At 72.6% G+C, this 21,567-nt stretch carries 15 protein-coding genes, 2 pseudogenes and 1 riboswitch; of the genes and pseudogenes, 9 read left to right on the plus strand and 8 right to left on the minus strand.

What is annotated here, in order from left to right; all coding sequences use genetic code 11:
* Nucleotide 1 precedes the first annotated feature (1 nt).
* The 6 genes from radC (at nt 2) to QA634_RS34175 (ending at nt 5,511) form a co-directional block, all read left to right on the plus strand.
* Nucleotides 2-745: a RadC family protein gene (gene radC, locus QA634_RS34150; protein ID WP_012336381.1), complete on the plus strand. Its 744-nt coding sequence runs from the start codon at nt 2-4 to the stop codon at nt 743-745.
* Between the two features lie 243 nt (nt 746-988).
* The gene (locus QA634_RS34155; protein ID WP_012336382.1) at nt 989-2,428 is read left to right on the plus strand and encodes a circularly permuted type 2 ATP-grasp protein; all 1,440 of its coding nucleotides are present in this window, start codon (nt 989-991) and stop codon (nt 2,426-2,428) included.
* A gap of 50 nt (nt 2,429-2,478) precedes the next feature.
* On the plus strand, nt 2,479-3,423 hold the full coding sequence (locus QA634_RS34160; protein WP_012336383.1) for an alpha-E domain-containing protein: 945 nt from the start codon (nt 2,479-2,481) through the stop codon (nt 3,421-3,423).
* Between the two features lie 62 nt (nt 3,424-3,485).
* Entirely contained in the window at nt 3,486-4,322 is an 837-nt protein-coding gene (locus QA634_RS34165) for a transglutaminase family protein (protein WP_012336384.1), read from the plus strand.
* A 205-nt stretch (nt 4,323-4,527) separates the two neighbouring features.
* A complete protein-coding gene (locus QA634_RS34170) occupies nt 4,528-4,671 on the plus strand; it encodes a hypothetical protein (RefSeq protein ID WP_012336385.1) in 144 nt (47 codons plus the stop codon).
* 87 nt (nt 4,672-4,758) lie between these two features.
* Nucleotides 4,759-5,511 (plus strand): peptidase, encoded by a 753-nt coding sequence (locus tag QA634_RS34175; RefSeq protein WP_012336386.1) that lies wholly within the window; start codon nt 4,759-4,761, stop codon nt 5,509-5,511.
* A gap of 17 nt (nt 5,512-5,528) precedes the next feature.
* Here QA634_RS34175 and QA634_RS34180 read toward each other — a convergent pair.
* The 5 genes and pseudogenes from QA634_RS34180 to QA634_RS34200 form a co-directional block, all read right to left on the minus strand.
* Nucleotides 5,529-6,172: pseudogene (locus tag QA634_RS34180) on the minus strand (thiamine phosphate synthase).
* Nucleotides 6,169-6,966, minus strand: coding sequence for a thiazole synthase (locus tag QA634_RS34185; protein WP_012336388.1), 798 nt, complete (start codon nt 6,964-6,966; stop codon nt 6,169-6,171). Before QA634_RS34185 ends, QA634_RS34180 begins: the two are co-directional and overlap by 4 nt.
* 115 nt (nt 6,967-7,081) lie before the next feature.
* Nucleotides 7,082-7,294: a sulfur carrier protein ThiS gene (thiS, locus tag QA634_RS34190; protein WP_012336389.1), complete on the minus strand. Its 213-nt coding sequence runs from the start codon at nt 7,292-7,294 to the stop codon at nt 7,082-7,084.
* Nucleotides 7,291-8,523 (minus strand): glycine oxidase ThiO, encoded by a 1,233-nt coding sequence (thiO, locus tag QA634_RS34195; protein WP_012336390.1) that lies wholly within the window; start codon nt 8,521-8,523, stop codon nt 7,291-7,293. The genes thiS and thiO overlap by 4 nt, the downstream gene beginning before the upstream one ends.
* A gap of 71 nt (nt 8,524-8,594) precedes the next feature.
* Nucleotides 8,595-8,721: riboswitch (TPP riboswitch) on the minus strand.
* Nucleotides 8,722-8,748: 27 nt separating this feature from the next.
* Nucleotides 8,749-9,999: an adenylate/guanylate cyclase domain-containing protein gene (locus tag QA634_RS34200; protein WP_012336391.1), complete on the minus strand. Its 1,251-nt coding sequence runs from the start codon at nt 9,997-9,999 to the stop codon at nt 8,749-8,751.
* A 556-nt stretch (nt 10,000-10,555) separates the two neighbouring features.
* Between QA634_RS34200 and QA634_RS34205 the strand changes: the two genes are divergently transcribed.
* Together QA634_RS34205 and QA634_RS36040 are read left to right on the plus strand one after the other, a co-directional pair.
* Complete coding sequence (locus QA634_RS34205) at nt 10,556-11,482, plus strand: Hint domain-containing protein (protein WP_012336392.1); 927 nt, start codon at nt 10,556-10,558, stop codon at nt 11,480-11,482.
* A 187-nt stretch (nt 11,483-11,669) separates the two neighbouring features.
* The gene (locus QA634_RS36040; protein ID WP_012336393.1) at nt 11,670-13,595 is read left to right on the plus strand and encodes a Hint domain-containing protein; all 1,926 of its coding nucleotides are present in this window, start codon (nt 11,670-11,672) and stop codon (nt 13,593-13,595) included.
* 395 nt (nt 13,596-13,990) lie between these two features.
* Here QA634_RS36040 and rpoD read toward each other — a convergent pair whose 3' ends face one another.
* From rpoD to QA634_RS34225, 3 genes are all read right to left on the minus strand, one after another.
* A complete protein-coding gene (gene rpoD, locus QA634_RS34215) occupies nt 13,991-15,991 on the minus strand; it encodes an RNA polymerase sigma factor RpoD (RefSeq protein WP_012336394.1) in 2,001 nt (666 codons plus the stop codon).
* A 189-nt stretch (nt 15,992-16,180) separates the two neighbouring features.
* Nucleotides 16,181-18,064: a DNA primase gene (gene dnaG, locus QA634_RS34220; protein ID WP_012336395.1), complete on the minus strand. Its 1,884-nt coding sequence runs from the start codon at nt 18,062-18,064 to the stop codon at nt 16,181-16,183.
* Nucleotides 18,065-18,122: 58 nt separating this feature from the next.
* Nucleotides 18,123-18,977, minus strand: coding sequence for a type 1 glutamine amidotransferase (locus QA634_RS34225; protein WP_012336396.1), 855 nt, complete (start codon nt 18,975-18,977; stop codon nt 18,123-18,125).
* A 262-nt stretch (nt 18,978-19,239) separates the two neighbouring features.
* Between QA634_RS34225 and QA634_RS34230 the strand changes: the two are divergent.
* A pseudogene (locus tag QA634_RS34230) lies at nt 19,240-21,383 on the plus strand (transglycosylase domain-containing protein).
* Nucleotides 21,384-21,567 lie beyond the last annotated feature (184 nt).

Consider the following 21,567-nt stretch of genomic DNA (forward strand, 5'->3'; position numbering starts at 1 on the left):
CATGCGCCGCGGCAGGCCGCCGGAGCGGCCAGGCAGGCCGCCGGAGCGGCCCGGGGGCCTGGCAGAGGCTCCCGGCGAGGCGCCCCACTACCACGGGCACCGCGAGCGGCTGCGGGCGCGCTTCGCGCAGGGCGACACGCTGCCCGACTACGAGTTCCTCGAACTCGTCCTGTTCCGCTCGATCCCGCGCCGCGACGTCAAGCCGATCGCCAAGGCGCTGATCGCCCGCTTCGGCAGCTTCGCCGAGGTGATCACCGCCCCGGCCGAGCGCCTCGCCGAGATCGACGGCATCGGGCCCGCGGTCGTCGCGGATCTCAAGATCCTGGAGGCGGCGGGACGGCGGCTCGCCCGCGGCGCCGTCGCCGACCGCCCGCTCCTCTCCTCCTGGAGCGCGGTCCTCGACTATTGCCGGGCCGCCATGGCCTTCGCGCCGCGCGAGGAGTTCCGCATCCTCTTCCTCGACAAGCGCAACCGCCTGATCGCCGACGAGGTGCAGGGGCGCGGCACCGTCGACCACACCCCGGTCTATCCCCGCGAGGTGGTCCGCCGCGCCCTCGAACTCTCCGCCACCGCCCTCATCCTGGTGCACAACCACCCCTCGGGCGACCCGAGCCCGTCGCAGGCGGACATCCGCATGACCCGGGACATCGTGGGGGCCGCCGAACCCCTCGGCATCGTCGTGCACGACCACATCATCGTCGGGCGGGACGGCCACGCGAGCTTCAAGGGCCTCAAGCTGATCTGACGGCGCGGCCCGGCCGGTCCCGACGGGTCACGGGGCCGGACTTGCCTAGGGCCGGACTTGCCCAGGGCCGGACTTGCCTATGACCGGACCTGCCCACGGATTGGGCAGGGGGCGGCTCGCATTTGATCGCAAGATTCGGCCCCGCCAACCCCGATCCCCGCGAACCCCATGCCCCAACGGCGCATTTCCTTTGCCTTGGCCCCCGTCTTGCGTCTAGCTTCCGGGCCAACCAGAGGGACGCCCATGCCGCTCAGCGCGTTCGACGAGATGAACGGAATCCCCGGGAGCGGACGCGACCAATCCTCAGTCCGCGGCGCCTACGCGGCCCTGAAGACTTGGCTCGACTCGACGCCGCCCGAACACTTCAACACGCGCCGCAGCCAGGCCGAGCTGTTCTTCCGGCGCATCGGCATCACCTTCGCGGTTTACGGGGACAATGAATCGACCGAGCGATTGATCCCGTTCGACATCATTCCGCGGGTGCTCACCAAGCCCGAATGGGGCTTCCTGGAGCGCGGATTGAAGCAGCGCGTGACGGCGCTGAACGCCTTCCTGGCCGACATCTACGGGCCGCAGGAATGCATCAAGGCCGGAATCATCCCCGGGGATCTCGTCTACCGCAACCCGCATTACCGGCTGGAGATGCGGGATTTCGAGGTGCCGCACGGCAAGTACGTCCACATCGCCGGCATCGACATCGTGCGCACCGGCGAGGACCAGTTCTACGTGCTGGAGGACAACGCCCGCACCCCGTCCGGCGTCTCCTACATGCTGGAGAACCGGGAGGTGATGCTGCGCCTCTTCCCCGAACTGTTCTCGAAGCACCGGGTCTCGCCGGTCGAGGCCTATCCGGACGCGCTGCTCGCCACCTTGCGCAGCCTCGCCCCCAAGAGCGCCGCCCGCGACCCGACGGTCGTGCTGCTCACGCCCGGCCGCTTCAACTCGGCCTTCTACGAGCACTCCTTCCTGGCCGACAAGCTCGGGGTGGAACTGGTCGAGGCCTCCGACCTCTTCACCAGGGACGACGTGGTCTACATGCGGACCACCGAGGGGCCGCGGCGCGTCGACGTGATCTACCGGCGCATCGACGACGACTTCCTCGACCCGCTGGTGTTCCGGCCCGATTCGGTGCTGGGCGTGCCCGGGCTGATGAGCGCCTACCAGAGCGGCAGCGTGACGCTCGCCAACGCGGTCGGCACCGGCATCGCGGACGACAAGGCGGTCTACAGCTACATGCCGGAGATCGTGCGCTTCTTCACCGGCGAGGATCCGATCCTGCACAACGTGCCGACCTGGCGCTGCCGCGAGAAGGACGCCCTCGCCCACGTGCTGGCCAATCTCGGCGACCTCGTCGTCAAGGAGGTCAACGGCTCGGGCGGGTACGGCATGCTGGTGGGGCCGCACGCGACGAAGCGCGAGATCGAGGAGTTCTCCCGCAAGCTGCGCCACGCGCCGGACGGCTTCATCGCCCAGCCGACGCTCGCCCTCTCCACCTGCCCGACCTTCGTGGCCTCCGGGGTCGCCCCCCGCCACGTCGACCTGCGGCCCTTCGTGCTGACCGGGGCCGACGAGATCCGGATCGTGCCGGGCGGCCTCACCCGGGTCGCGCTCAAGGAGGGATCGCTGGTGGTGAATTCGAGCCAGGGCGGGGGCACCAAGGACACCTGGGTCCTCGACGCGTGACGGCGCGCCCCGCCCCGGTCCCCCGCCCATCCTCTTCCGAAGCGCGCCCCATGCTCTCCCGCACCGCCGACAACCTCTACTGGCTCTCCCGCTACAGCGAGCGGGCGGATTTCATCGCCCGCATCCTCGACGCCGCCCTCCGCCTCACCGCGCTGCCGGCGAGCTACGGCGGCGGCGAGAGCAACGAATGGGCCTCGGCCCTGGCCTCGGCGGGCAGCGCCGAGGTGTTCAAGCCGCTCTACGACAGCGTGAACGAGCACACGGTGCGGGACTTTCTCGCCTTCAGCCCGCACAACCCGTCCTCGATCCGCTCCTGCCTGCAGACCGCCCGCGAGAACGCCCGCAGCGTCCGCACGGCGCTGACGGTCGAGATGTGGGAATCGATCAACGAGGCGTGGCTGACGCTGCGCTCCTACGAGGGGCGCGACCTCAGCCGCGAGGAATTCGCCCGCTTCCTCGACTGGGTGAAGGGCGTGTCCCTCGCCTTCGACGGCTCGGCCTACCGCACCATGCTGCGCAACGATGCCTACTGGTTCACGAGGCTCGGCGTGGCCATCGAGCGCGCGGACAACACCGCCCGCATCCTCGACGTGAAGTACCACGTGCTCCTGCCCGAGACTGAGCGGGTCGGCGGCAGCCTCGACTACTTCCAGTGGACCACGATCCTGCGCGAGGTCTCGGCGCTCACCGCCTATCACTGGGTCTACCGGGAGAGCATCAAGCCCTGGCTGGTGGCGGACCTGCTCATCCTGAACCGGCAGATGCCGCGCTCCCTGGCCAATTGCTACGAGATGCTGGTGCGCCACCTCGACCTGATCGCGGACGCCTACGGCCGGCGCGGCCCGTCCCAGCGCCTCTCCAGCAACATGCTGGCCCGCCTGGACAGCGCCTCCGTGGAGAGCATCTTCGCCGGGGGATTGCACGAGTTCATCCAGGGCTTCATCCAGGACAATAACCGCCTCGGCGCAGCCATCACGGAGCAGTACCTCGTGTGATGGCGATCCGGGCGGTTGCCCCGCCCGGCCCCTTCCCGGCTTCGCCCCAGCCACAGGTTCCCATGCGCATCCGCGTCGTTCACGAGACGGCCTACGAGTACGACTCCCCGGCCCGCGGCCTGATCCAGATCCTGCGCCTCACCCCGCGCGACCACGACGGCCAGCACGTGCGCCTCTGGCGCATCGAGCCGACCGCGGACGGGCGCCTGAGCCGCCGCGAGGACGGGTTCGGCAACATCGTCCACGTCTACAGCGCCGACGGGCCCGAGGAGGCGCTGGTGGTGCGGGTCACCGGCGAGGTCGAGACCAGCGAGACGCACGGGGTGGTGCGGGGCGCGGTCGAGCGCCTGCCCGACCTGTTCTACCTGCGCGAATCGCGCTTCGCCGCCGCGGACGCGGCGATCCGGGAATTCGCCGACGACGTCACCGCGGGCGCCAGCGAGCCGCTCGGCCGCCTTCACGCCCTGGTGGACGCCGTCCACCAGGAGGTGGCCTACGCCCCGGGCGGCCCGACCCACTCGAGCAGCACGGCCGCGGAGGCCTTCGGCCTGCGCAAGGGCGTGGGCCAGGATCTCGCCCACATCTTCATCGCGGCGGCGCGCCACCTGGAGATCCCGGTGCGCTACGTCTCGGGCTACTATTACCGGGCCGGGACGCCGGCCCAGGAGGCGGGCCATGCCTGGGCCGAGGCGCTGGTCCCGGACCTCGGCTGGGTCGGGTTCGACCCCTGCTTCGGCATCTCCGCCACGGAGGCGCATCTGCGGGTGGCGGTGGGGCTCGACTACCTCGACGCCGCCCCGGTGCGCGGCAGCCGCCTGGGCGGCGGCACCGAGACCATGACCGTGCGGGTGGTGGTCGACGACGTGCGCGCCCAGGCCCAGGCCCAGGCCCAAGCATAGGCCCAGGCCCAGGCATAGGCGCAATCGCAGTCCTGACCCCGCCCGTGGCGCAATTGCGACGGCGCGGGCGAATCCGCCGCCGCACCCGGCTGCCACCTTGCCTCGGGGACGCGGCGCCTTAACGGTGGGCGACGCCTCCGGCCACGGAGCGCCCGCGCGGGCGCGCCGCGACCGCCCGGCCCCACGCGCTCAGACGATCCCGACCATGGCCATCCCGTTCGATCTCCCGCTCGCGCACCTCCTCGCCATGACGGCCTCGGTGATCGCCGGCGCCCTCGTCGCGGATTCCGTGGAGACGTCGGGGCGGCGCTGGCTCGACCGGGCGCGGCGGTTCCTCGGCGGCTGCTGAGCCGCGTTTCATCTCTGGACCCGGTCCGGCGGCTCTGAGAGGGTTGCGGCGGACTTGCGCCGGCGGCGGCCGGGGGAGCGCTGAGCCATGACCTACTGCGTCGGGATCCTGGTCGAGGAGGGTCTCGTCATGATCGCCGACACCCGCACCAATGCGGGTCTCGACGACATCTCGACCTTCCGCAAGCTGCACCTGTTCGAGGTGCCGGGCGAGCGCGTGCTGGCGCTCGCCTCGGCGGGGAACCTGTCGGTGACCCAATCGGTGGTGGCGCTGCTCACCGAGGGCGTCGCCAATCCCGAGACCGGCGCCGTCGAGACCATCATGGACGCCCCGACGATGTTCCAGGCCGCCCAGCTGATCGGCCGGGCGATCCGGCGGGTGCGGGCGATCGAGCGCGAGGGCTTCGAGGCGGCGCAGCTGCGTTTCGAGGTGTCGTTCCTGTTCGGCGGCCAGATCGGCGACGGGCCGATGCGGCTCTACATGATCTACTCGGCCGGCAACTTCATGTCCTGCAGCCAGGACGCGCCCTTCCTGCAGATCGGCGAGCACAAGTACGGGAAGCCGATCCTCGACCGGGCGGTGACCTACCGGACCGACCTCTACGACGCGCTGAAGGTCGGGCTGATCTCGATGGATTCGACCATGCGGTCGAATCTCGGGGTCGGGCTGCCGATCGACTTCGTGGTGATCCGCCGCAACACCGTCCGGATGGAGGTGGTGCACCGGATCGAGGCGGGCGAGCCGTATTTCCACGACCTGCGCGAGCGCTGGTCGGCGGCCCTGCGGGCGGCGCACCGGGCGATTCCCCGCCCGCCCTACGGACCGGCCGCCGAGGGCTGAGGGCGCGCGCGCCCGACTCACCGCCGCGTCGGTGCGGGCCCGCGCCCGATCGCGAGCGCCCCCAGCAGCGCGCCGACCGCCGCGCCGGGATCCCGCGCCCGCATCACCCCGCCCATCACGGCGATGCCGGCGGCCCCCGCCTCCAGGCAGGAGGAGGCGGTCTCCGGGGTGATCCCGCCGAGCGCGACCACCGGCAGGCCGAGTTCCGCCGCCGGCGCGAGGGCTGCCGGCCCGAGGGCCGGGCCGTAGCCGGGCTTGCTCGCCGTGGCGAAGATCGGGCTCAGCGTGACGTAGTCGGCGCCCGCTTCGCGCGCCGCCCGCACCTCGGCGAGGGAGTGGGCCGAGACCCCGACCAGGGCCCCCGGGCCGAGCCGCGCCCGGGCCGCCGCGGCGGCCGCCGCGTCCCCGGCCTGCACGCCCCCGCCCCGACCCGCGCCGCGAGCCCGGCATCGCGCCCGATCGTGAGCGTCCCGCCGGCCTCGCCGACCAGCCGGGCGAGCTCGCCCGCGAGCGCCGCGCGCTCCGCCTCCGGCAGGTCGCGGTCGCGCAGCCAGATCCAGCGGGCGCCCGCCGCCAGCGCCGCCGCGACCCGCGCGACGAGGGGCCGGTCCGAGCCGTGCCGGTCGCTGACGACGAGGAGCCGGGCGGGCAGCGGCCTCACGAGCCGACGAGGCCGAGCTGCGGGCTCGACGGTTCGGCCCGCGCCCGGCGCGGGATCCGGCCGGCCCCGTGCGCGAGGCGCCCCGCCTCGACCGCGTGGCGCATGGCCCGGGCCATCCGCACCGGGTCGTCCGCCTTCGCGACCGCCGTGTTGAGGAGCACCGCCGCGGCGCCGAGTTCCATCGCGATCACCGCGTCCGAGGCCGTGCCGATCCCCGCATCGACGATCACCGGGACCGGCGAGCGGCGGCAGATCAACTCCAGGTTGGCCGGGTTGGCGACGCCCATCCCCGAGCCGATCAGCGAGCCCATCGGCATCACGGCGGCGGCCCCGAGATCGGCGAGCCGGGCGCACACCACCGGGTCGTCGTTGCAGTAGGGCAGCACCACGAAGCCGGCATCGACGAGCTGGCGCGTGGCCTCGAGGGTCTCGGCGACGTCCGGGTAGAGCGTCTCGCGGTCGCCGATCACCTCGACCTTGATCCAGGCCGTGCCGAGGGCCTCGCGGGCGAGTTCGGCGGTCATCACGGCGTCGCGGGCGGTCTCGCAGCCGGCGGTGTTCGGCAGGAAGCGGTGGCCCGCGAGAAGTGAGACGGTGTCCGAGCCGTGGCCGCGCAGGGAGACGCGGCGGATCGACACCGTGGCGATCTCGGCGCCACTCGCGCGCACCGCCTCGGCCATGATCGCCTGGGTCGGGTAGCCGGCCGTGCCGATCAGGAGGCGCGAGCGCAGGGGGGTGCCGGCGATCACCAGCGGATCGTCGCCGTCCGGGGCGAGGGGGGTGGGTGTGGTCATGCGGGACTCCTGTGACGCGGCGCGGCTCGGGGCGCGCCTCTCCCCCGGGCCGAGCCCGGGCGCGGGCCGGCGGCATCAGCCGCCCTGCGGCGGCGCTAGCCGCCCTGCAGCGGCGCTAGCCGCCCTGCATGGCCCGCACGATCTCGACGCGGTCGCCCTCGCGGAGCGCCGTCGCGGCCCAGTCCGGCCGGCGCACCACCGCCCCGTTGAGGGCGATGGCGAAGCCCTGCGGGCCGGCGAGGTCGAGCGCGGCGGTCTCCTCGCGCCAGAGCGCGTCGAGGGTGGCGGCCTCGCTCTCGCGGGCCTCGCCGTTCACGGTGAGCTTCATGGCAGCCTCTGGAGGCGCGCCGTCCGGGGCGCGAAGCGGGCGGGGCCGAAGGGGGCGGCGACGGGCGGCAGCGCGCCGCCGCCGATCAGGCCGGCGATGGCCGAGGCGGTGACCGGCGCCAGCAGGACGCCGTTGCGGTGGTGGCCGACCGCGAGGACGAGGCCGGGCCGCGCCTCGCCGAGGATCGGCGCGTCGTCGTCCGAGGTCGGGCGGAATCCGGACCACACGTTCTCCACCTGCATCTCCTCGATGCCCGGGAAGGCCCGCCGCGCCCCCTCCAGCAGGGCGTAGAGGCCGCCCGCGGTGAGGCTCGCGTCGAAGCCGATCTCCTCCACGGTGGCGCCGACGATCAGCTGGCCGTCGCCCTTCGGCGCCATGTGGACCTGCTCGGTCCAGACCACGTGGTCGAGCCGGCCGCTGCGCGGGCCGACCCGGAGGGCGAGGGACTGGCCCCGGAGCGGCCGCACCGGCAGGGCGAGGTCGGGCACGAGGCTCCCCTCGCCCGCCCAGGCGCCGGAGGCGAGCACCACGGTGCCGGCCCGCAGGGAGCCGCCGGCGGTGATCACGCCGGTGACGCGCCCGCCCTCGCGCTCGAGGGACAGGACCGGGCAACCCTCGACGAGCCGCCCGCCCGCCCCGCGCAGGGCGCGCCGCAGGGCCGCCACGGTGCGGACCGGGTCGACCTGGTGGTCGGCGGGACAGAACAGGCCGGCGGTGACGGTCGGGCGCAGGGAGGGCTCGCGCGCGCGCACCTCGGGACCGGACAGCCACGCGACGTCGAGCCCCGCCCGGCGCTGCAGGTCGTGGCGGAAGCGCAGGCGCTCGACCTCGTCGCGCCCGAGGGCGATCACCAGGGTGCCCTCGCTCCGGTAATCGACGGCGAGGCCGGAGGCGGCCTCGAGCGCGTCGCGGAACGGGTGCCAGAGGCGCTGGCTCTCCAGCGCCAGCGGCAGCAGCGCGTCGCCGCCCGGCTCGTGCTCGGCCGCCGCGGCCAGCATGCCGGTGGCCGCGAGGCTCGCCCCGTCGCCCGCCCTGCCCCGCTCCAGCACCGCGACCGCGAGGCCGGCCTCGGCCAGCCGCCAGCCGATCGCCAGGCCGATCAGCCCGCCGCCCACCACCGCCACGTCGGCGCGCTCGGGCAGGCGGTCGTTGGCGGGATCGGCTGCGGGCCCGCCTTCGGGCCCGCCCGGGGCGGCGCGGCGGCGCCCGATCGGGGATGGAGAAGACATCAGCAACCCTCGTCTCCACGGTGGCCCGTCGAGATTGGAGTTGCGCCACGAAACGTGTTGAAGCGCCCGGGTCCGCGGACCCCGTCCAATCCCTACGCCGGTATGAGCCGGATCAGGTTCGAAGGATTTCCGCGCTGACCGGCCGCGGCCGGTCCATCGGTGTCTCAGCCCCTTGTCGGGGATCTCCCTGGAACGGACGGAATGTGGGCGAGGGACGGCGCCCCGTCAACCGCTCCGGGCGGGCCGGTAGAGGGCGATCTTCTCCGCGAAGCCGTCGAGGGGATGGCAGCCCACCGGCTCGGGGTCGCCCCACAGGAAGTCCACGAAGGGCTTCGACATCAGCAGCGGCTCGCCCAGGAGCTTGTTGAGCTTGGCGAGGCGGCTGGCGAGGTTGACGTCGCGCCCGATCACCGTGAAGTCGAGGCGCGCGCCCGAGCCGACATTGCCGTAGGCGGCCTCGCCGTGATGGAGCGCGATGCCGGCCGCGATCCGGGCCGGGAAGCGCCCGGCCGCATTCGCCTCGTCGAGGCGGCGCAGCGCCGTCTGGGCCGCGGTGAGCGCGCTCTGGGCCGCCCCGCCCAGCCCGTCGCCGGTTTCGCGGAAGATCGCCAGCAGGCCGTCCCCCATGTATTTCAGCACCTCGCCGCCCTCGCTCTCGATCGGCGGCACCAAGCAGTCGAAGTAGGTGTTGAGGAGATCGACCGAGGCCTCGGGCGTCAGCGTGCCGCTCAGCTGCGTGTAGCCGCGCATGTCGGCGAACAGGATCGCCGAGCGGATGCGCTCGACTTGGCCGCGCCGGATCGAGCCCGACAGGATGGCCTGGTGCGGCCCGTCCCCGACGTAGATGCGCAGCACCTGATCGAGCCGGGTGTTGAGGCCGCGCATCTCCATCACGGCCGACAGGGTCGGCACGATGAAGCGCAGGATGGCGAGGTTCTCGGCGGTGAAGCCGCGCGGGCTGCGCGTCGCGAAGGTGATGCCGTTGTTGGTGCCGTTGGTGAAGAAGATCGGGATCGCGACGTAGTGGCGGTAGCCGCTGGCCTTCAGCTCCGGGATGATGCTGAAGCGGTCGTCGGGCGTGCGGTCGAGGTCGAGGAGCAGCCACTCGCGGGTGGCGAAGATGTGGGCGAAGGGTGAGCGGGCGAGCGCCTGGTCGGTGGCCTCGCCGTGCGGGAACAGGCGGAAGCTGACGCCGCCCTCGCGGGTCCAGAACCGGCCGACGCCGGAATACTCGGAGTGGAGCGCGTCGATCGCCGTGGTGGCGCGATCGACCGGCAGGCCGAGGTCGTTGAGGCGCTCGGCGAGGCCCGCGAGCAGGTCGCCGGATTCCGGCATCCGCGCGCCCTCGCTCAGCAGCCAGTCGCGCAGGGCCACGCAGGCGCGAAACAGCCCGATCGGGATGCCGCCGGCCTCCGACCCGTCCGCCACGGCCGTGGGCGCTGGGATGGGTCGATCGGTCGGCAGGACGTGCGGCATCCGGCGGAAATGGGCAGCCCGCACGGCCAAGGCAAGGCGTGCCGCGCCACCGCCCCGTCGGCCCCGCGCGGGCCGGAGTGTCCCGGCCCGCGCGACCGGCGGCCGTTCGGGCGGAAGCGGAATCTCGGGCCGAGGCGTGTGATTCCGGCGCTCTCGCCCCACAGGTGGTTCGGAAGCCGTCGGATCGGAACGGATGGGCGCATGTCTGGAACGGGTCCGCCGACCTTCGGCGGATCGGCTGCGGCGAGGGTGCGGGCGCGGGGCGTCGGAACGCCTCGCGGACGCGACGGCCATCCCGTCGCCCCCGGATCGCTCCGAGTCGACCACGTCCGCTCCCGCTCGGGCGGGTTCGGTCGTTCCTCCCGGACGGCCGCGTCATCACCTGCGGACCGGCCAGAGGCTCATCCGGAGATCTCCGATGGGCTCGGCTGGCCGAGCAGATTGTCCCGACCCTCGTCCACGTCGATCTTAGGGGTGCCTCATGTCCGGTGGATCTTCTCCGTCCTTGACTTTCAGATACGCCATCAATCTCGACCCTGTGGCCGATAGCAATGATTTGGTGATCAGGTCGATTTTCAAATCTGGCAATTACACGATCAGCGATATCGCGGATTCGCCGTCGGACGACACGACGCAGCTCGGTGACGTTGCGGACGAGAAGTTCCAGGTCGTGGCGCCGGACGGGACCATCTTCAAGCCGAGCGAAACCTATTACGGCAGGACGCTCAACAATCCGGGGATCGTGGCGAGGCTCCCGAGCAAGCGCGGCGGTTTCACGTATTACCTGTTCACGAATAATGCCTATCAGCAGGGTGCGACGGTCTCGAAGGGCGATATCTCGCAGACGCCCACGGCCCTGTGCTTCGCCGCGGGCACGCGGATCCTGACGTCGCGCGGCGAGGTCGCGGTGGAGGATCTCCGGGTGGGCGATGCGGCGGTGACGGCCTCGGGCCGGGCCCGCCCGATCGTCTGGATCGGCCACCGCGAGCTCGCCGGCCCGCTCTCCCCCGACCAGCATCCGGTGCGGGTGCGGGCGGGGGCGTTCGGGGCGGGTCTGCCCGCGCGCGACCTCCTGCTCTCGCCCGGCCACCCGGTGCTGGTCGGCGCCGGGGCGGACGGCGAGGGCGGCGTGCTGGTTCCGGTGATGTGCCTGATCAACGGCACCAGCATCGCGCGCGAGCCGGCGGCGCGCGTCACCTACTGGCACGTGGAACTGGACGCGCACGACCTGCTGCTGGCCGAGGGGCTGGCCGCGGAGAGCTACCTCGACCTCGGCAGCCGGCCCTGGTTCGAGGAGGGCTCCGCCAGCGCCCTGCACGACCCGGACCTGGTGCCGGCGGGCGTGCCGGGCCGCTGCCGGCCGGTGGCGACGCGGGGGCCGGCCGTCGAGGCCGAGCGGCGGCGCCTCGACGCGGTCTTCGCCGCCTCCCTCTCCGCCCAGTGCGCCTGGCCCGAGGCCGGGGCCGTCGCCCTGCCGGGCTGACCGGCGCGGGCCGCCGTGCCGGGCGGCCCGCCCGCGCGTAAGGGCGCCGCCCGGTCCCCCGGACCGGGCTGCGGCGACGCGACCTCGGCCCCCTCCTCGGGCCGCCGCACCAATGCCGCCACCGGCCCGCGCGCCTGCCCCGACCAGCCGTGCGGGCCCGGCGCCGGCCCATCACCGGGAGATGACGATGGACGATCTGACGTCGGCGCAAGAAGACGAAATCACCTTCATCTCCGGCGTCGACCGAAGCGGCGCCGTCGCCAACAACACGTATTTCACCTATAATGTCGAAGGATATAATTTCAATCCGCCGAGAGCCTACATCTCGAAGTGGTACAACGACGACAAGGGCTCGCCGATCGCGGCGACGAGCAAGGCCGGGACGCCGGGCGGCGTGGTCAGCTACGCCTTCGATTCCAGCGTCGGGGTCGAGGCGCAGGCCGCCTACAAGGCGGCCCTGACCCTGTGGTCGGACATCGCCGACATCAAGTTCCAGGAGGTCGCCTGGAGCGCGGCGGCGAGCATCCAGATCAGCAACACGCCCGAGGCCAACGGAGATACGTTCGTTCCGTCGAACGGTTACAGCGTGCCCGGCAGGGGCGTGACGGACCTTCCGACCCAGATGGCGCCCCACACGCGCGGCGGCGCGGTCCAGATCAACGTCTCGGCGGACGACGCGGCGTTCAAGATCTCCAGCATCGGTGCGCCCAGCCAGATCGGCACCGTGGTCCACGAGACGGGCCACGCGCTCGGCCTCGGTCACGCCGGGCGCTACAACGGGAGCTACGACGCGTCCGGGCAGTTCTCCGCCTACGACACGCAATCCTGGTCGATCATGTCGTACATCGATCCCCAGGATTCGGCTGCGCCGTATTTCGACAAATACCCTGTCCAGGGCACGCAGTGGACCAGCTACTACAAGGGCGCCGAGTTCAAAGGCGGTGCGCAATCGCCGATGATGCTGGACATTCTGGCGTCCCAGCGCCTCTACGGCGCTTCCAAGAGTTCGACCTTCTCGGGCGGCCAAGTTTACGGTTTCAACAGCAATATATCGGATGCGTCTCGGCTGCTCTTTGATTTCAGCGTCAACAGGGTGCCGATCGTCACGCTCTACAACTCCGGAACCAACAACACGCTCGATCTGTCCGGCTTCGATACGCCGAGCACGATCAACCTGAATCCCGGCAGCTTCTCCAGTGCCAGCGCGAGCGGCCTGCTCGTCAACAATATCGGGATCGCCTACAACACGCGGATCGACAAGGCCGTCGGCGGGGCGGGCGACGACACCTTCATCCTGAACGGCGACGGCGACACGATCGATGGCGGCGGCGGCACCAACAGGGTGGTCATCAAGGGCGACAGGGCGAATTACAGCGTCGAAAGGACCGGCGCCGCCAGCGCCACCGTCACCAACACGGCGACGGGCGCCATCGACCGGCTGACCAACGTCCAGGACATCACCTTCGACCCGCCGGTCTGCTTCGCCACCGGGACCCGCATCGCCGTGGTCCGGGACGGGGTCGAGGCAGCGGTCGCGGTGGAGGATCTCCGGGTGGGCGACGCGGCGGTGACGGCCTCGGGCCGGGCCCGCCCGATCGTCTGGATCGGCCACCGCGAGCTCGCCGGCCCGCTCTCCCCCGACCAGCATCCGGTGCGGGTGCGGGCGGGGGCGTTCGGGGCGGGTCTGCCCGCGCGCGACCTCCTGCTCTCGCCCGGCCACCCGGTGCTGGTCGGCGCCGGGGCGGACGGCGAGGGCGGCGTGCTGGTTCCGGTGATGTGCCTGATCAACGGCACCAGCATCGCGCGCGAGCCGGCGGCGCGCGTCACCTACTGGCACGTGGAACTGGACGCGCACGACCTGCTGCTGGCCGAGGGGCTGGCCGCGGAGAGCTACCTCGACCTCGGCAGCCGGCCCTGGTTCGAGGAGGGCTCCGCCAGCGCCCTGCACGACCCGGACCTGGTGCCGGCGGGCGTGCCGGGCCGCTGCCGGCCGGTGGCGACGCGGGGGCCGGCCGTCGAGGCCGAGCGGCGGCGCCTCGACGCGGTCTTCGCCGCCCGCCTCTCCGCCCAGTGCGCATGGCCGGAGGCCGACGCGGTCGCCCTGCCGGGCTGACCGGCGCGGGCCGCCCCACCCCTCCCCTTGCGACGCCGCGGGGCCGCGCGACCGGCTCCCGCGCCGGTCCGGGCGGAAGCGGACATCCCCGCGCCGCGGCGCGCGATTCCGGTGCCCACGCCCCCGGATCATTCGGAAGCCGCGGATCGGACCGGATGGGCGCATGTCCGGAACGGGGCCGCCGAAGGAAGGCGGCGCCGCGGCCGTCACCTGCCCGCAGGTGGACCGGGACGCGCACGACCCGCTGCCGGCCGGCGGCGAGCGGCGGGCCGCCACGGCTGTGTGGGATGCACTGCCAGACCACGCCGTCGCACGCCCGCTCCCGCGAGAACGAACGGGTCCTTCTCAGCTGCCGAGGGCGCGCCCGGGGCGACCCGAGGGCCGCCCGCCGGGGCTCAATTGTCGAGGAAGCTCCTGAGCTTGCGCGACCGGCTGGGGTGCTTGAGCTTGCGCAGCGCCTTCGCCTCGATCTGGCGGATGCGCTCGCGGGTCACCGAGAATTGCTGGCCGACCTCCTCCAGGGTGTGGTCGGTGTTCATGCCGATGCCGAAGCGCATGCGCAGCACGCGCTCCTCGCGCGGCGTCAGCGAGGCCAGCACCCGCGTCGTCGTCTCGCGCAGGTTCGACTGGATCGCCGCGTCGATCGGCAGCACGACGTTCTTGTCCTCGATGAAGTCGCCGAGATGCGAATCCTCCTCGTCGCCGATCGGCGTCTCGAGGGAGATCGGCTCCTTGGCGATCTTGAGGACCTTGCGCACCTTCTCCAGCGGCATCGCCAGCTTCTCGGCGAGCTCCTCCGGCGTCGGCTCGCGGCCGATCTCGTGCAGCATCTGCCGCGAGGTCCGCACGATCTTGTTGATCGTCTCGATCATGTGCACCGGGATGCGGATCGTGCGGGCCTGATCGGCGATCGAGCGCGTGATCGCCTGCCGGATCCACCACGTCGCGTAGGTCGAGAACTTGTAGCCGCGCCGGTACTCGAACTTGTCCACCGCCTTCATCAGGCCGATATTGCCCTCCTGGATCAGGTCCAGGAACTGCAGGCCGCGGTTCGTGTACTTCTTGGCGATCGAGATCACCAGCCGCAGATTCGCCTCGATCATCTCCTTCTTGGCCTGGCGGGCTTCGCGCTCGCCCTTCTGGACCATGTGGACGATCTTGCGGTATTCCTGGATCTCCAGGCCGGTCTCGGAGGCGAGCGACATGATCTGCTCGCGCAGGGTCTTGATCCCGTCCTGCCCGCGCTCGGTGAAGTTCTTCCAGCCCTTGCCGCCGAGCTTGCCCACCCGCTCGACCCAGTGCGGATCGAGCTCCTGGCCCTGGTAGTGGCGCAGGAACTCGTCGCGGGCGACGCCGTGGCTCTCGGCGAGCCGCATCAGGCGGCCCTCCTGGGAGATCAGCCGCTTGTTGATGTCGTAGAGCTGCTCGACCAGCGCCTCGATCCGGTTGGCGTTGAGGGAGAGCGACTTCACGTCCGCGACGATGCGGCTCTTGAGCTCGGCGTATTGCCGGCTCTGGCCCTCGTTCGCCCCCGCCCCCTGCAGCCGCGTCTCGGCCTGCTGGGCCTGCACCTGGCGCAGCTTGCGGTAATTCTCGGCGATCGCGTCGAAGGTCTCGAGCACCCGCGGCTTCAGCTCGGCCTCCATGGCCGAGAGCGAGACGTTGTTCTCGAGGTCGTCCTCGTCGCCGTCGCCCTCCGGCGCGGCAACCTCGCCCTCCGGCCCGTCGCCCTCGGCCTCCACCTCGCCCTCGGCCGGGCCGGCGCGGCCGTCCGGCCCCGCATAGGTGGCTTCGAGGTCGATGATGTCGCGCAGCAGCACCCGGCCGTCGACGAGTTCGTCGCGCCAGATGATGATCGCCTGGAAGGTCAGCGGGCTCTCGCACAGGCCCGCGATCATCGCCTCGCGCCCGGCCTCGATGCGCTTGGCGATGGCGATCTCGCCCTCGCGGGAGAGGAGCTCCACCGAGCCCATCTCGCGCAGGTACATGCGGACGGGGTCGTCCGTGCGGTCGGTGGGCTCCTTGGTGGTCTCGGTGCGCAGCACGGCCGGCCGGTTCGGCGCGACCTCGGCGACCTCGGTCCCCTCGCTGGCCTCCTCGTCGTCGCCGCCGCCCTCGGCCGCGGCCCCCTCGGCCTGGTTGTCGTCCGCCTCCTCGGCCTCGACGACGTTCACGCCGAGTTCCGACAGCTGGCCGAGCACGTCCTCGATCTGCTCGGAGGTGAACTCCTCCTGAGGCAGCACCTCGTTCAGCTCGTCGTAGGTGACGTAGCCGCGCTTCTTGGCCAGCTTGATCATCCGCTTGACGGAGGCATCCGTCAGGTCGAGGAGCGGTCCGTCGGTCTGCTGCTCGGGAGCCGCTTCGGTCTCTTCTCGTTCCGTTGCCTTCGTCGCCATGATCAGCCTATGGTTCCGGTGCCGGCCCGCCCCGGCGGGGCGGGGCCCGCCTCGACGACACCGTGATGTACAGATGGGCAGCGGAGCCACCGGCCCTGCCGCCCTTCGATCCCGTCCGAATTGTGCAAGCGAGACGCTTGACTTATTGCTAACTATCCTGGTTCGGGGTCCGAAGTCACTCCTCGCGCGTCAGAGGGCCGCGACCTCCGCCACGTCCGCCTCCGCGGCGGCGACCACGGCCAGCCGCTCCTTGACATCGCGAAGCCACGCGAAGTTCGCCTCCGTCTCCTCCTCGGCGAGCGCGCGCTCGGCCGCCCGAAGCTCGCTATGTAGAGACCCGGCCCTGCGGTGCAAGATCACGGCCTGCCGAAGCGCGTCCTCCAGACGCACCGGGTCGGCGTGCGGGTCGAGCGCCCAGCGGTCGCCGGGGCGCACATGCGCGGCGATTCGCCCGGCCGCCGCCGCGAGCCCCGCCCGCTCCAGCCGGGTGTTGAGCGCGGCCGCGTCGCCGGGCCCGCCCTCCGCCGCGTGGTCGAGCAGGGCCTGGCGCAGGTCGCGGGCATCCGCGCTCGCGAGGTCGAGGGCGGCGAGGTCCTCCGCCTCCCCGGCGAGCAGCTCCGGATGCACGACCAGCACTCCGATGATCAGCGCCTCCCGGGACGACGTCCCCCCTGCGAAGAGCGACGAGCGGGCGAGGAGCGGGCTCGCCCGCGCGGTCAGCCGGGGCGAGGCGGGCCGCTCGGGCTGGCCCCGCCCCCGGCGGGCGAAGGCCGGGGCGGCGTCGCGCCGCCCGCCTCCCGCCGGCGCCGGGCCGAACGCGCGCAGCCGCGCCTCGATCTCGTCGCGGTAGTAGCGCCGCAGGGTCTCGTCGCGGATCTGCCCGACGAGCTCGCGCAGGCGCTGGGCGAGGCCGGCCCGGCGCTCGGGCGTGTCGACCGGCGCCATCTCGGTCTCGCGCGACCACAGCACCTCGACGAGGGGGCGGGCGCCCTCCAGCACCCGGTCGAGGGCCACGGCGCCACCCGCGCGCAGCAGGTCGTCCGGGTCCTGGCCCTCCGGCAGCAGCGCGAAGCGCAGGGACTTGCCGGGGGCGAGGCCCGGCAGCGCCACGTCGAGGGCCCGGTAGGCGGCGCGCCGTCCCGCCCCGTCCCCGTCGAAGCACAGGATCGGCTCGTCGGCCATGCGCCACATCAGGCCGAGCTGGTCCTCGGTGAGGGCGGTGCCGAGCGGGGCCACCGTCTCCGGGTGGCCGCCCATCGTCATGGCGATCACGTCGACGTAGCCCTCGACGGCGATGACCCGGCCCGTGTCGTGGGCGGCGCGGCGCGCCGCGTGGTGGTTGTACAGGACCGTGCCCTTGTGGAAGAGCGGCGTCTCCGGGGAGTTGAGGTATTTGGGCTTGGCCTCCGGCGCCAGCGCCCGGCCGCCGAAGGCGATCACCCGCCCGCGCAGGTCGCGGATCGGGAAGATGATCCGGTCCCGGAAATGGTCGTACGGGACCGCGACGTCCTCGCCCCCCTTGATCAGGCCGAGTTCGATCATCAGCTCGGCCGGCACGTCGCGGGCCGCGAGGTGGTCGCGCAGGGCGTAGCGCTCCGCCGGCGCGTAGCCGAGGCGGAACTCCCGCTGCACCGCGTCGCTCAGGCCCCGCCGGGCGAGGTAGTCGCGCGCCCGGGCGCCGCCGCGGCCGGCGAGCTGCGCCTCGAAGAAGGCGGCGGCGAGCTCCATCACCTCGAGGCCGCCGCGGCGGCGCTCCTCGCTGTCGCGGCTCTCGCGGCTCGGCGCCGGCAGCGCGACGCCGGCCTCGGCCGCGAGCCGCTCCACCGCCTCCGGAAAGGACAGGCCCTCGGTCTCCTGCAGGAACGTGAAGATGTCGCCGTGCTTGCCCGACGAGAAGCAGTGAAAGAACTGCTTCTGGTCGTTCACGTAGAAGGACGGGGTCTTCTCCGCGTTGAAGGGCGACAGCCCGCGCCATTCCCGACCCGCCTTCTTCAGCCGCACCTTGCGGCCGACCACGTCGGAGGCGGGCAGACGGGCGCGGATCTCTTCCAGGAGGTGGGGCGGGTAGCGCACGCGTGGGATCCGGGGCGGGGTGGGAAGCCCTTATAGCAGAGGCGAGCCGCCGGAGTCCTTAACGGCCCCGCGCGACGCGCCGGGGCCGCACCAGCCCGTCGAGGAAGTTGCGGATCTCCCGGCGGCGGCGCTCGGGCGCGGTCACCTCCTCGCCGAGGCCGAGCCGCCACGCGAGGTCGGGCCGCCCGCGCGGATCGGCGTGGAGGGCGCGCAGGGCCTCGGCCTGCGCGGCGACGTCCCCCTCCCCCCGGCAGAGCCCGGCCGCCACGACGCCGCCCGCCGACAGGCAGAGCATGGCCGCGACCTCGTCGAGGTCGAGTTCCGGGTGGTACTGGGTGCCCCAGAACAATCCCGGCCCGTACGGGACCTCGATCGCCTGGACGTCGAGCCGGCCGTTGCCGGCGAGCACGGTGCTGCCGGGCGGGGGGGTCAGCACCGCGTCGTCGTGGATCGCGGGCGCGTCGTAGGCGGCGGGGCGCCCGGCGAGGAGCGGGTGCTCCCGCCCCGCCGCGGTCGGCGCGATGTTGCGGGCGAAGCCGTATTCCGGCCCGCGCGGGTTGCGGCCCGCCTCCCCGCCCGCCACGGCGGCCGCCACCTGGACGCCCCAGCAGGAGCCGAAGACCGGCACCCCCGCCTCCAGCGCCGCGCGCATCAGCTCGATCTGCCGGCGCACCGCCGGACCGCCCTCGGCGACGTGGAGCGTCGAGCCGGTGAACACGACCCCGTCATAGGCCTCCACCGCGACGGGCAGGTCCCCGTCCGCATCCGCCGGGGCGACGCGGTCGCAGGCGACGTCGGCCGCGAGCGCGCGCAGCACCCCCGCGTAGGTCTCGGCCGAGGTCTTGCCGCAGCGCGCCACGTGCCGCTCGCGACCGGCGCGCTCGTTCCCGTCCACCACCAGCAGACGCAGCATCCCATCTCCCTCCGTTGCGCGGGGCGTGGCGCAACGTGGGATCGCGCGGCGACGTTCCGGGCGATGGGGTCGCGCCCCCCGGGATTTCGCATAAGGCACTGAATAACAAAGAGGAAAAATCGAGTAACGGCCCTTAAACCCGCCTCATTTAGGGTCTCTTCAGGACCCGTACGACCGATTCCGCTCACGGCGCGGGCCTCCGGGCCGCGGCTTTGGAGGCCGGATCGGGACAGGTCGTCCGGGATCGCGAGGGCAGGAGCAGATGGCGAAGGGACGCGGCGGCCGGGTCGAGCCGACCTTCGACGCGCCCGGAGGGCGCCCGGATCCGGCGGACCTCGACCTGCGCCTGACGCGCAGCGACCGGGCGGGAGCGAGCGTGGCACGATCGAGAACCGGACGAAGCCGCAAGGCGCCCGCGCGCGGCCCCGCGCCGCGGCGGCGCACCCTCCTCGGTCGCCTCGTCTACGGCCTCGTGATCCTCGGGGTCTGGGGCGTGGTGGGGCTCGCCGGGATCGTCGCCTACCACGCCTCGCAGCTGCCGCCGATCGACCAGCTCGCGGTGCCCAAGCGGCCGCCGAACATCGCCATCCTGGCGTCCGACGGTTCGCTCCTCGCCAACCGGGGCGAGACGGGCGGTCGCACGGTCACCATCCGGGAATTGCCGCCCTACCTGCCGCGCGCCTTCGTGGCGATCGAGGACCGGCGCTTCTACGGCCACATGGGCATCGACCCGGTCGGGATCCTGCGGGCGCTCATGCGCAACCTGACCTCGCGCGGCGTGGCGCAGGGCGGCTCGACCCTGACCCAGCAGCTCGCCAAGAACCTCTTCCTTACCCAGGAGCGCACCGCCTCGCGCAAGATCCAGGAGGCGATCCTGGCCCTGTGGCTGGAGCACACCTACAGCAAGGACGAGATCCTCGAACTCTACCTCAACCGCGTCTATTTCGGCGCCGGCGCCTACGGGGTGGAGGCGGCGGCCCAGCGCTACTTCGCCAAGCCGGCCAAGGACGTGACCCTGGCCGAGGCCGCCATGCTCGGCGGCCTCGTGCAGGCGCCCTCGCGGCTCGCCCCCAACCGCAACCTGCCGGCCGCCCAGGCGCGGGCCGCCCAGGTGCTGGCCGCCATGCAGGAGCTCGGCTTCGCCAAGCCGGCCGAGGTGAAGCTCGCCCTCGACCGGCCGGCCAAGCCGAGCCGGGCGGCCGGCGGCGGCTCGGCCAACTACGTCGCGGACCTCGTGATGGACGTGCTCGACGACTACGTCGGCACGATCGAGGGCGACGTCACCGTCTCGACCACCGTCGATCCGGCGCTCCAGGCCGCGGCCGAGAAGGCCCTGGTCGACGAGCTCAACCAGAAGGGCGGGCGCTACAACGTCTCCCAGGGCGCCGTGGTGGCCATGAAGCCGGACGGGGCGATCCGCGCCCTGGTCGGCGGGCGCGACTACGCGCAGAGCCAGTTCAACCGGGCCACCACCGCCAAGCGGCAGCCCGGCTCGGCCTTCAAGCCCTTCGTCTACCTCGCGGCGCTGGAGCGCGGCCTCACCCCCGACACGGTGCGGGAGGATTCGCCCGTCGCCCTCAAGGGCTGGAACCCCGAGAACTACACCCGCAGCTACGCCGGGCCGGTGACCCTGCGCGACGCGCTCGCCCATTCCCTCAACACGGTGGCGGTGAAGCTCGGCCTCGAAGTCGGGCCCAAGGCGGTGGTGCAGACGGCCCAGCGCCTCGGCATCACCTCGCCCCTGCAGGCCAATGCCTCGATCGCGCTGGGCACCTCCGAGGTGACGCCCCTCGAACTGGTCGGCGCCTACGCGGCCTTCGCCAATGGCGGCACCGGGGTGATTCCCTACGTCATCGCCAGCGTGAAGCGCGCGGATGGCAAGGTCGTCTACAAGCGCAGCCCCACCGGCCTCGGCCGCGTGATCGACCCGAACGCGGTCGGCATGATGAACGCGATGCTGCACGAGGTCTTCGTCAGCGGCACCGCCCGGAAGGGCGACATCCCGGGCCTCGACCTCGCCGGCAAGACCGGCACCAGCCAGGATTTCCGCGACGCGTGGTTCGTCGGCTACTCGACGAGCCTGGTCGCCGGCGTCTGGCTCGGCAACGACGACAACGAGCCGACCAAGCGGGTGAGCGGCGGCAACCTGCCGGTCGAGATCTGGAACCGGTTCATGGTCGCGGCCCTGCGCGGCGACAAGCCGGGCCCCCTGGCGGGGGCCGGGCGCTGGCGGCGCGGCGGCGCCGCGGTGGCCTCGGCAGCGCCGGAGCCCGGCGGCCTCGGCGAGCTGATCGGCGGCCTCTTCAACGAGCCGCAGGCCGCCCCCGCCCCGCGCCCCAGCCGCGCCCCGGCCCGAGCCGCGAGGACCGCAACTTCCTGGAGCGCCTGTTCGGCGTCGGGGATTGACGGCGGCCGCCGCGCCGATCGGGCGGGATCGCTCCAGTCGAAGATCAAAACCGGGACGATCAAGCAAAAACGATTGCCACATTATCCCGGAGGCGCGCCGCCTCCGGTATTTCGATCGTGGCCCAAAAGTCACGGCCGGTTCCGGCCTGCCGGCGACCATGCCTTGATCCCCGTCTGTTGTGCA

The sequence above is a fragment of the Methylobacterium sp. CB376 genome, assembly GCF_029714205.1.
In the GTDB taxonomy this organism is placed as follows: domain Bacteria; phylum Pseudomonadota; class Alphaproteobacteria; order Rhizobiales; family Beijerinckiaceae; genus Methylobacterium.

What these genes read in the sequence shown, in the direction of transcription:
- QA634_RS36040 (WP_012336393.1), top strand. Translation starts at nt 11,670, where the DNA reads ATGGACGATCTGACGTCGGCGCAAGAAGACGAAATCACCTTCATCTCC.
- radC (WP_012336381.1), top strand. Translation starts at nt 2, where the DNA reads ATGCGCCGCGGCAGGCCGCCGGAGCGGCCAGGCAGGCCGCCGGAGCGG.
- thiS (WP_012336389.1), bottom strand. Translation starts at nt 7,294, where the DNA reads ATGAAGCTCACCGTGAACGGCGAGGCCCGCGAGAGCGAGGCCGCCACC.
- QA634_RS34160 (WP_012336383.1), top strand. Translation starts at nt 2,479, where the DNA reads ATGCTCTCCCGCACCGCCGACAACCTCTACTGGCTCTCCCGCTACAGC.
- rpoD (WP_012336394.1), bottom strand. Translation starts at nt 15,991, where the DNA reads ATGGCGACGAAGGCAACGGAACGAGAAGAGACCGAAGCGGCTCCCGAG.
- thiO (WP_012336390.1), bottom strand. Translation starts at nt 8,523, where the DNA reads ATGTCTTCTCCATCCCCGATCGGGCGCCGCCGCGCCGCCCCGGGCGGG.
- QA634_RS34175 (WP_012336386.1), top strand. Translation starts at nt 4,759, where the DNA reads ATGACCTACTGCGTCGGGATCCTGGTCGAGGAGGGTCTCGTCATGATC.
- QA634_RS34165 (WP_012336384.1), top strand. Translation starts at nt 3,486, where the DNA reads ATGCGCATCCGCGTCGTTCACGAGACGGCCTACGAGTACGACTCCCCG.
- QA634_RS34185 (WP_012336388.1), bottom strand. Translation starts at nt 6,966, where the DNA reads ATGACCACACCCACCCCCCTCGCCCCGGACGGCGACGATCCGCTGGTG.
- QA634_RS34225 (WP_012336396.1), bottom strand. Translation starts at nt 18,977, where the DNA reads ATGCTGCGTCTGCTGGTGGTGGACGGGAACGAGCGCGCCGGTCGCGAG.
- QA634_RS34155 (WP_012336382.1), top strand. Translation starts at nt 989, where the DNA reads ATGCCGCTCAGCGCGTTCGACGAGATGAACGGAATCCCCGGGAGCGGA.
- QA634_RS34170 (WP_012336385.1), top strand. Translation starts at nt 4,528, where the DNA reads ATGGCCATCCCGTTCGATCTCCCGCTCGCGCACCTCCTCGCCATGACG.
- QA634_RS34200 (WP_012336391.1), bottom strand. Translation starts at nt 9,999, where the DNA reads ATGCCGCACGTCCTGCCGACCGATCGACCCATCCCAGCGCCCACGGCC.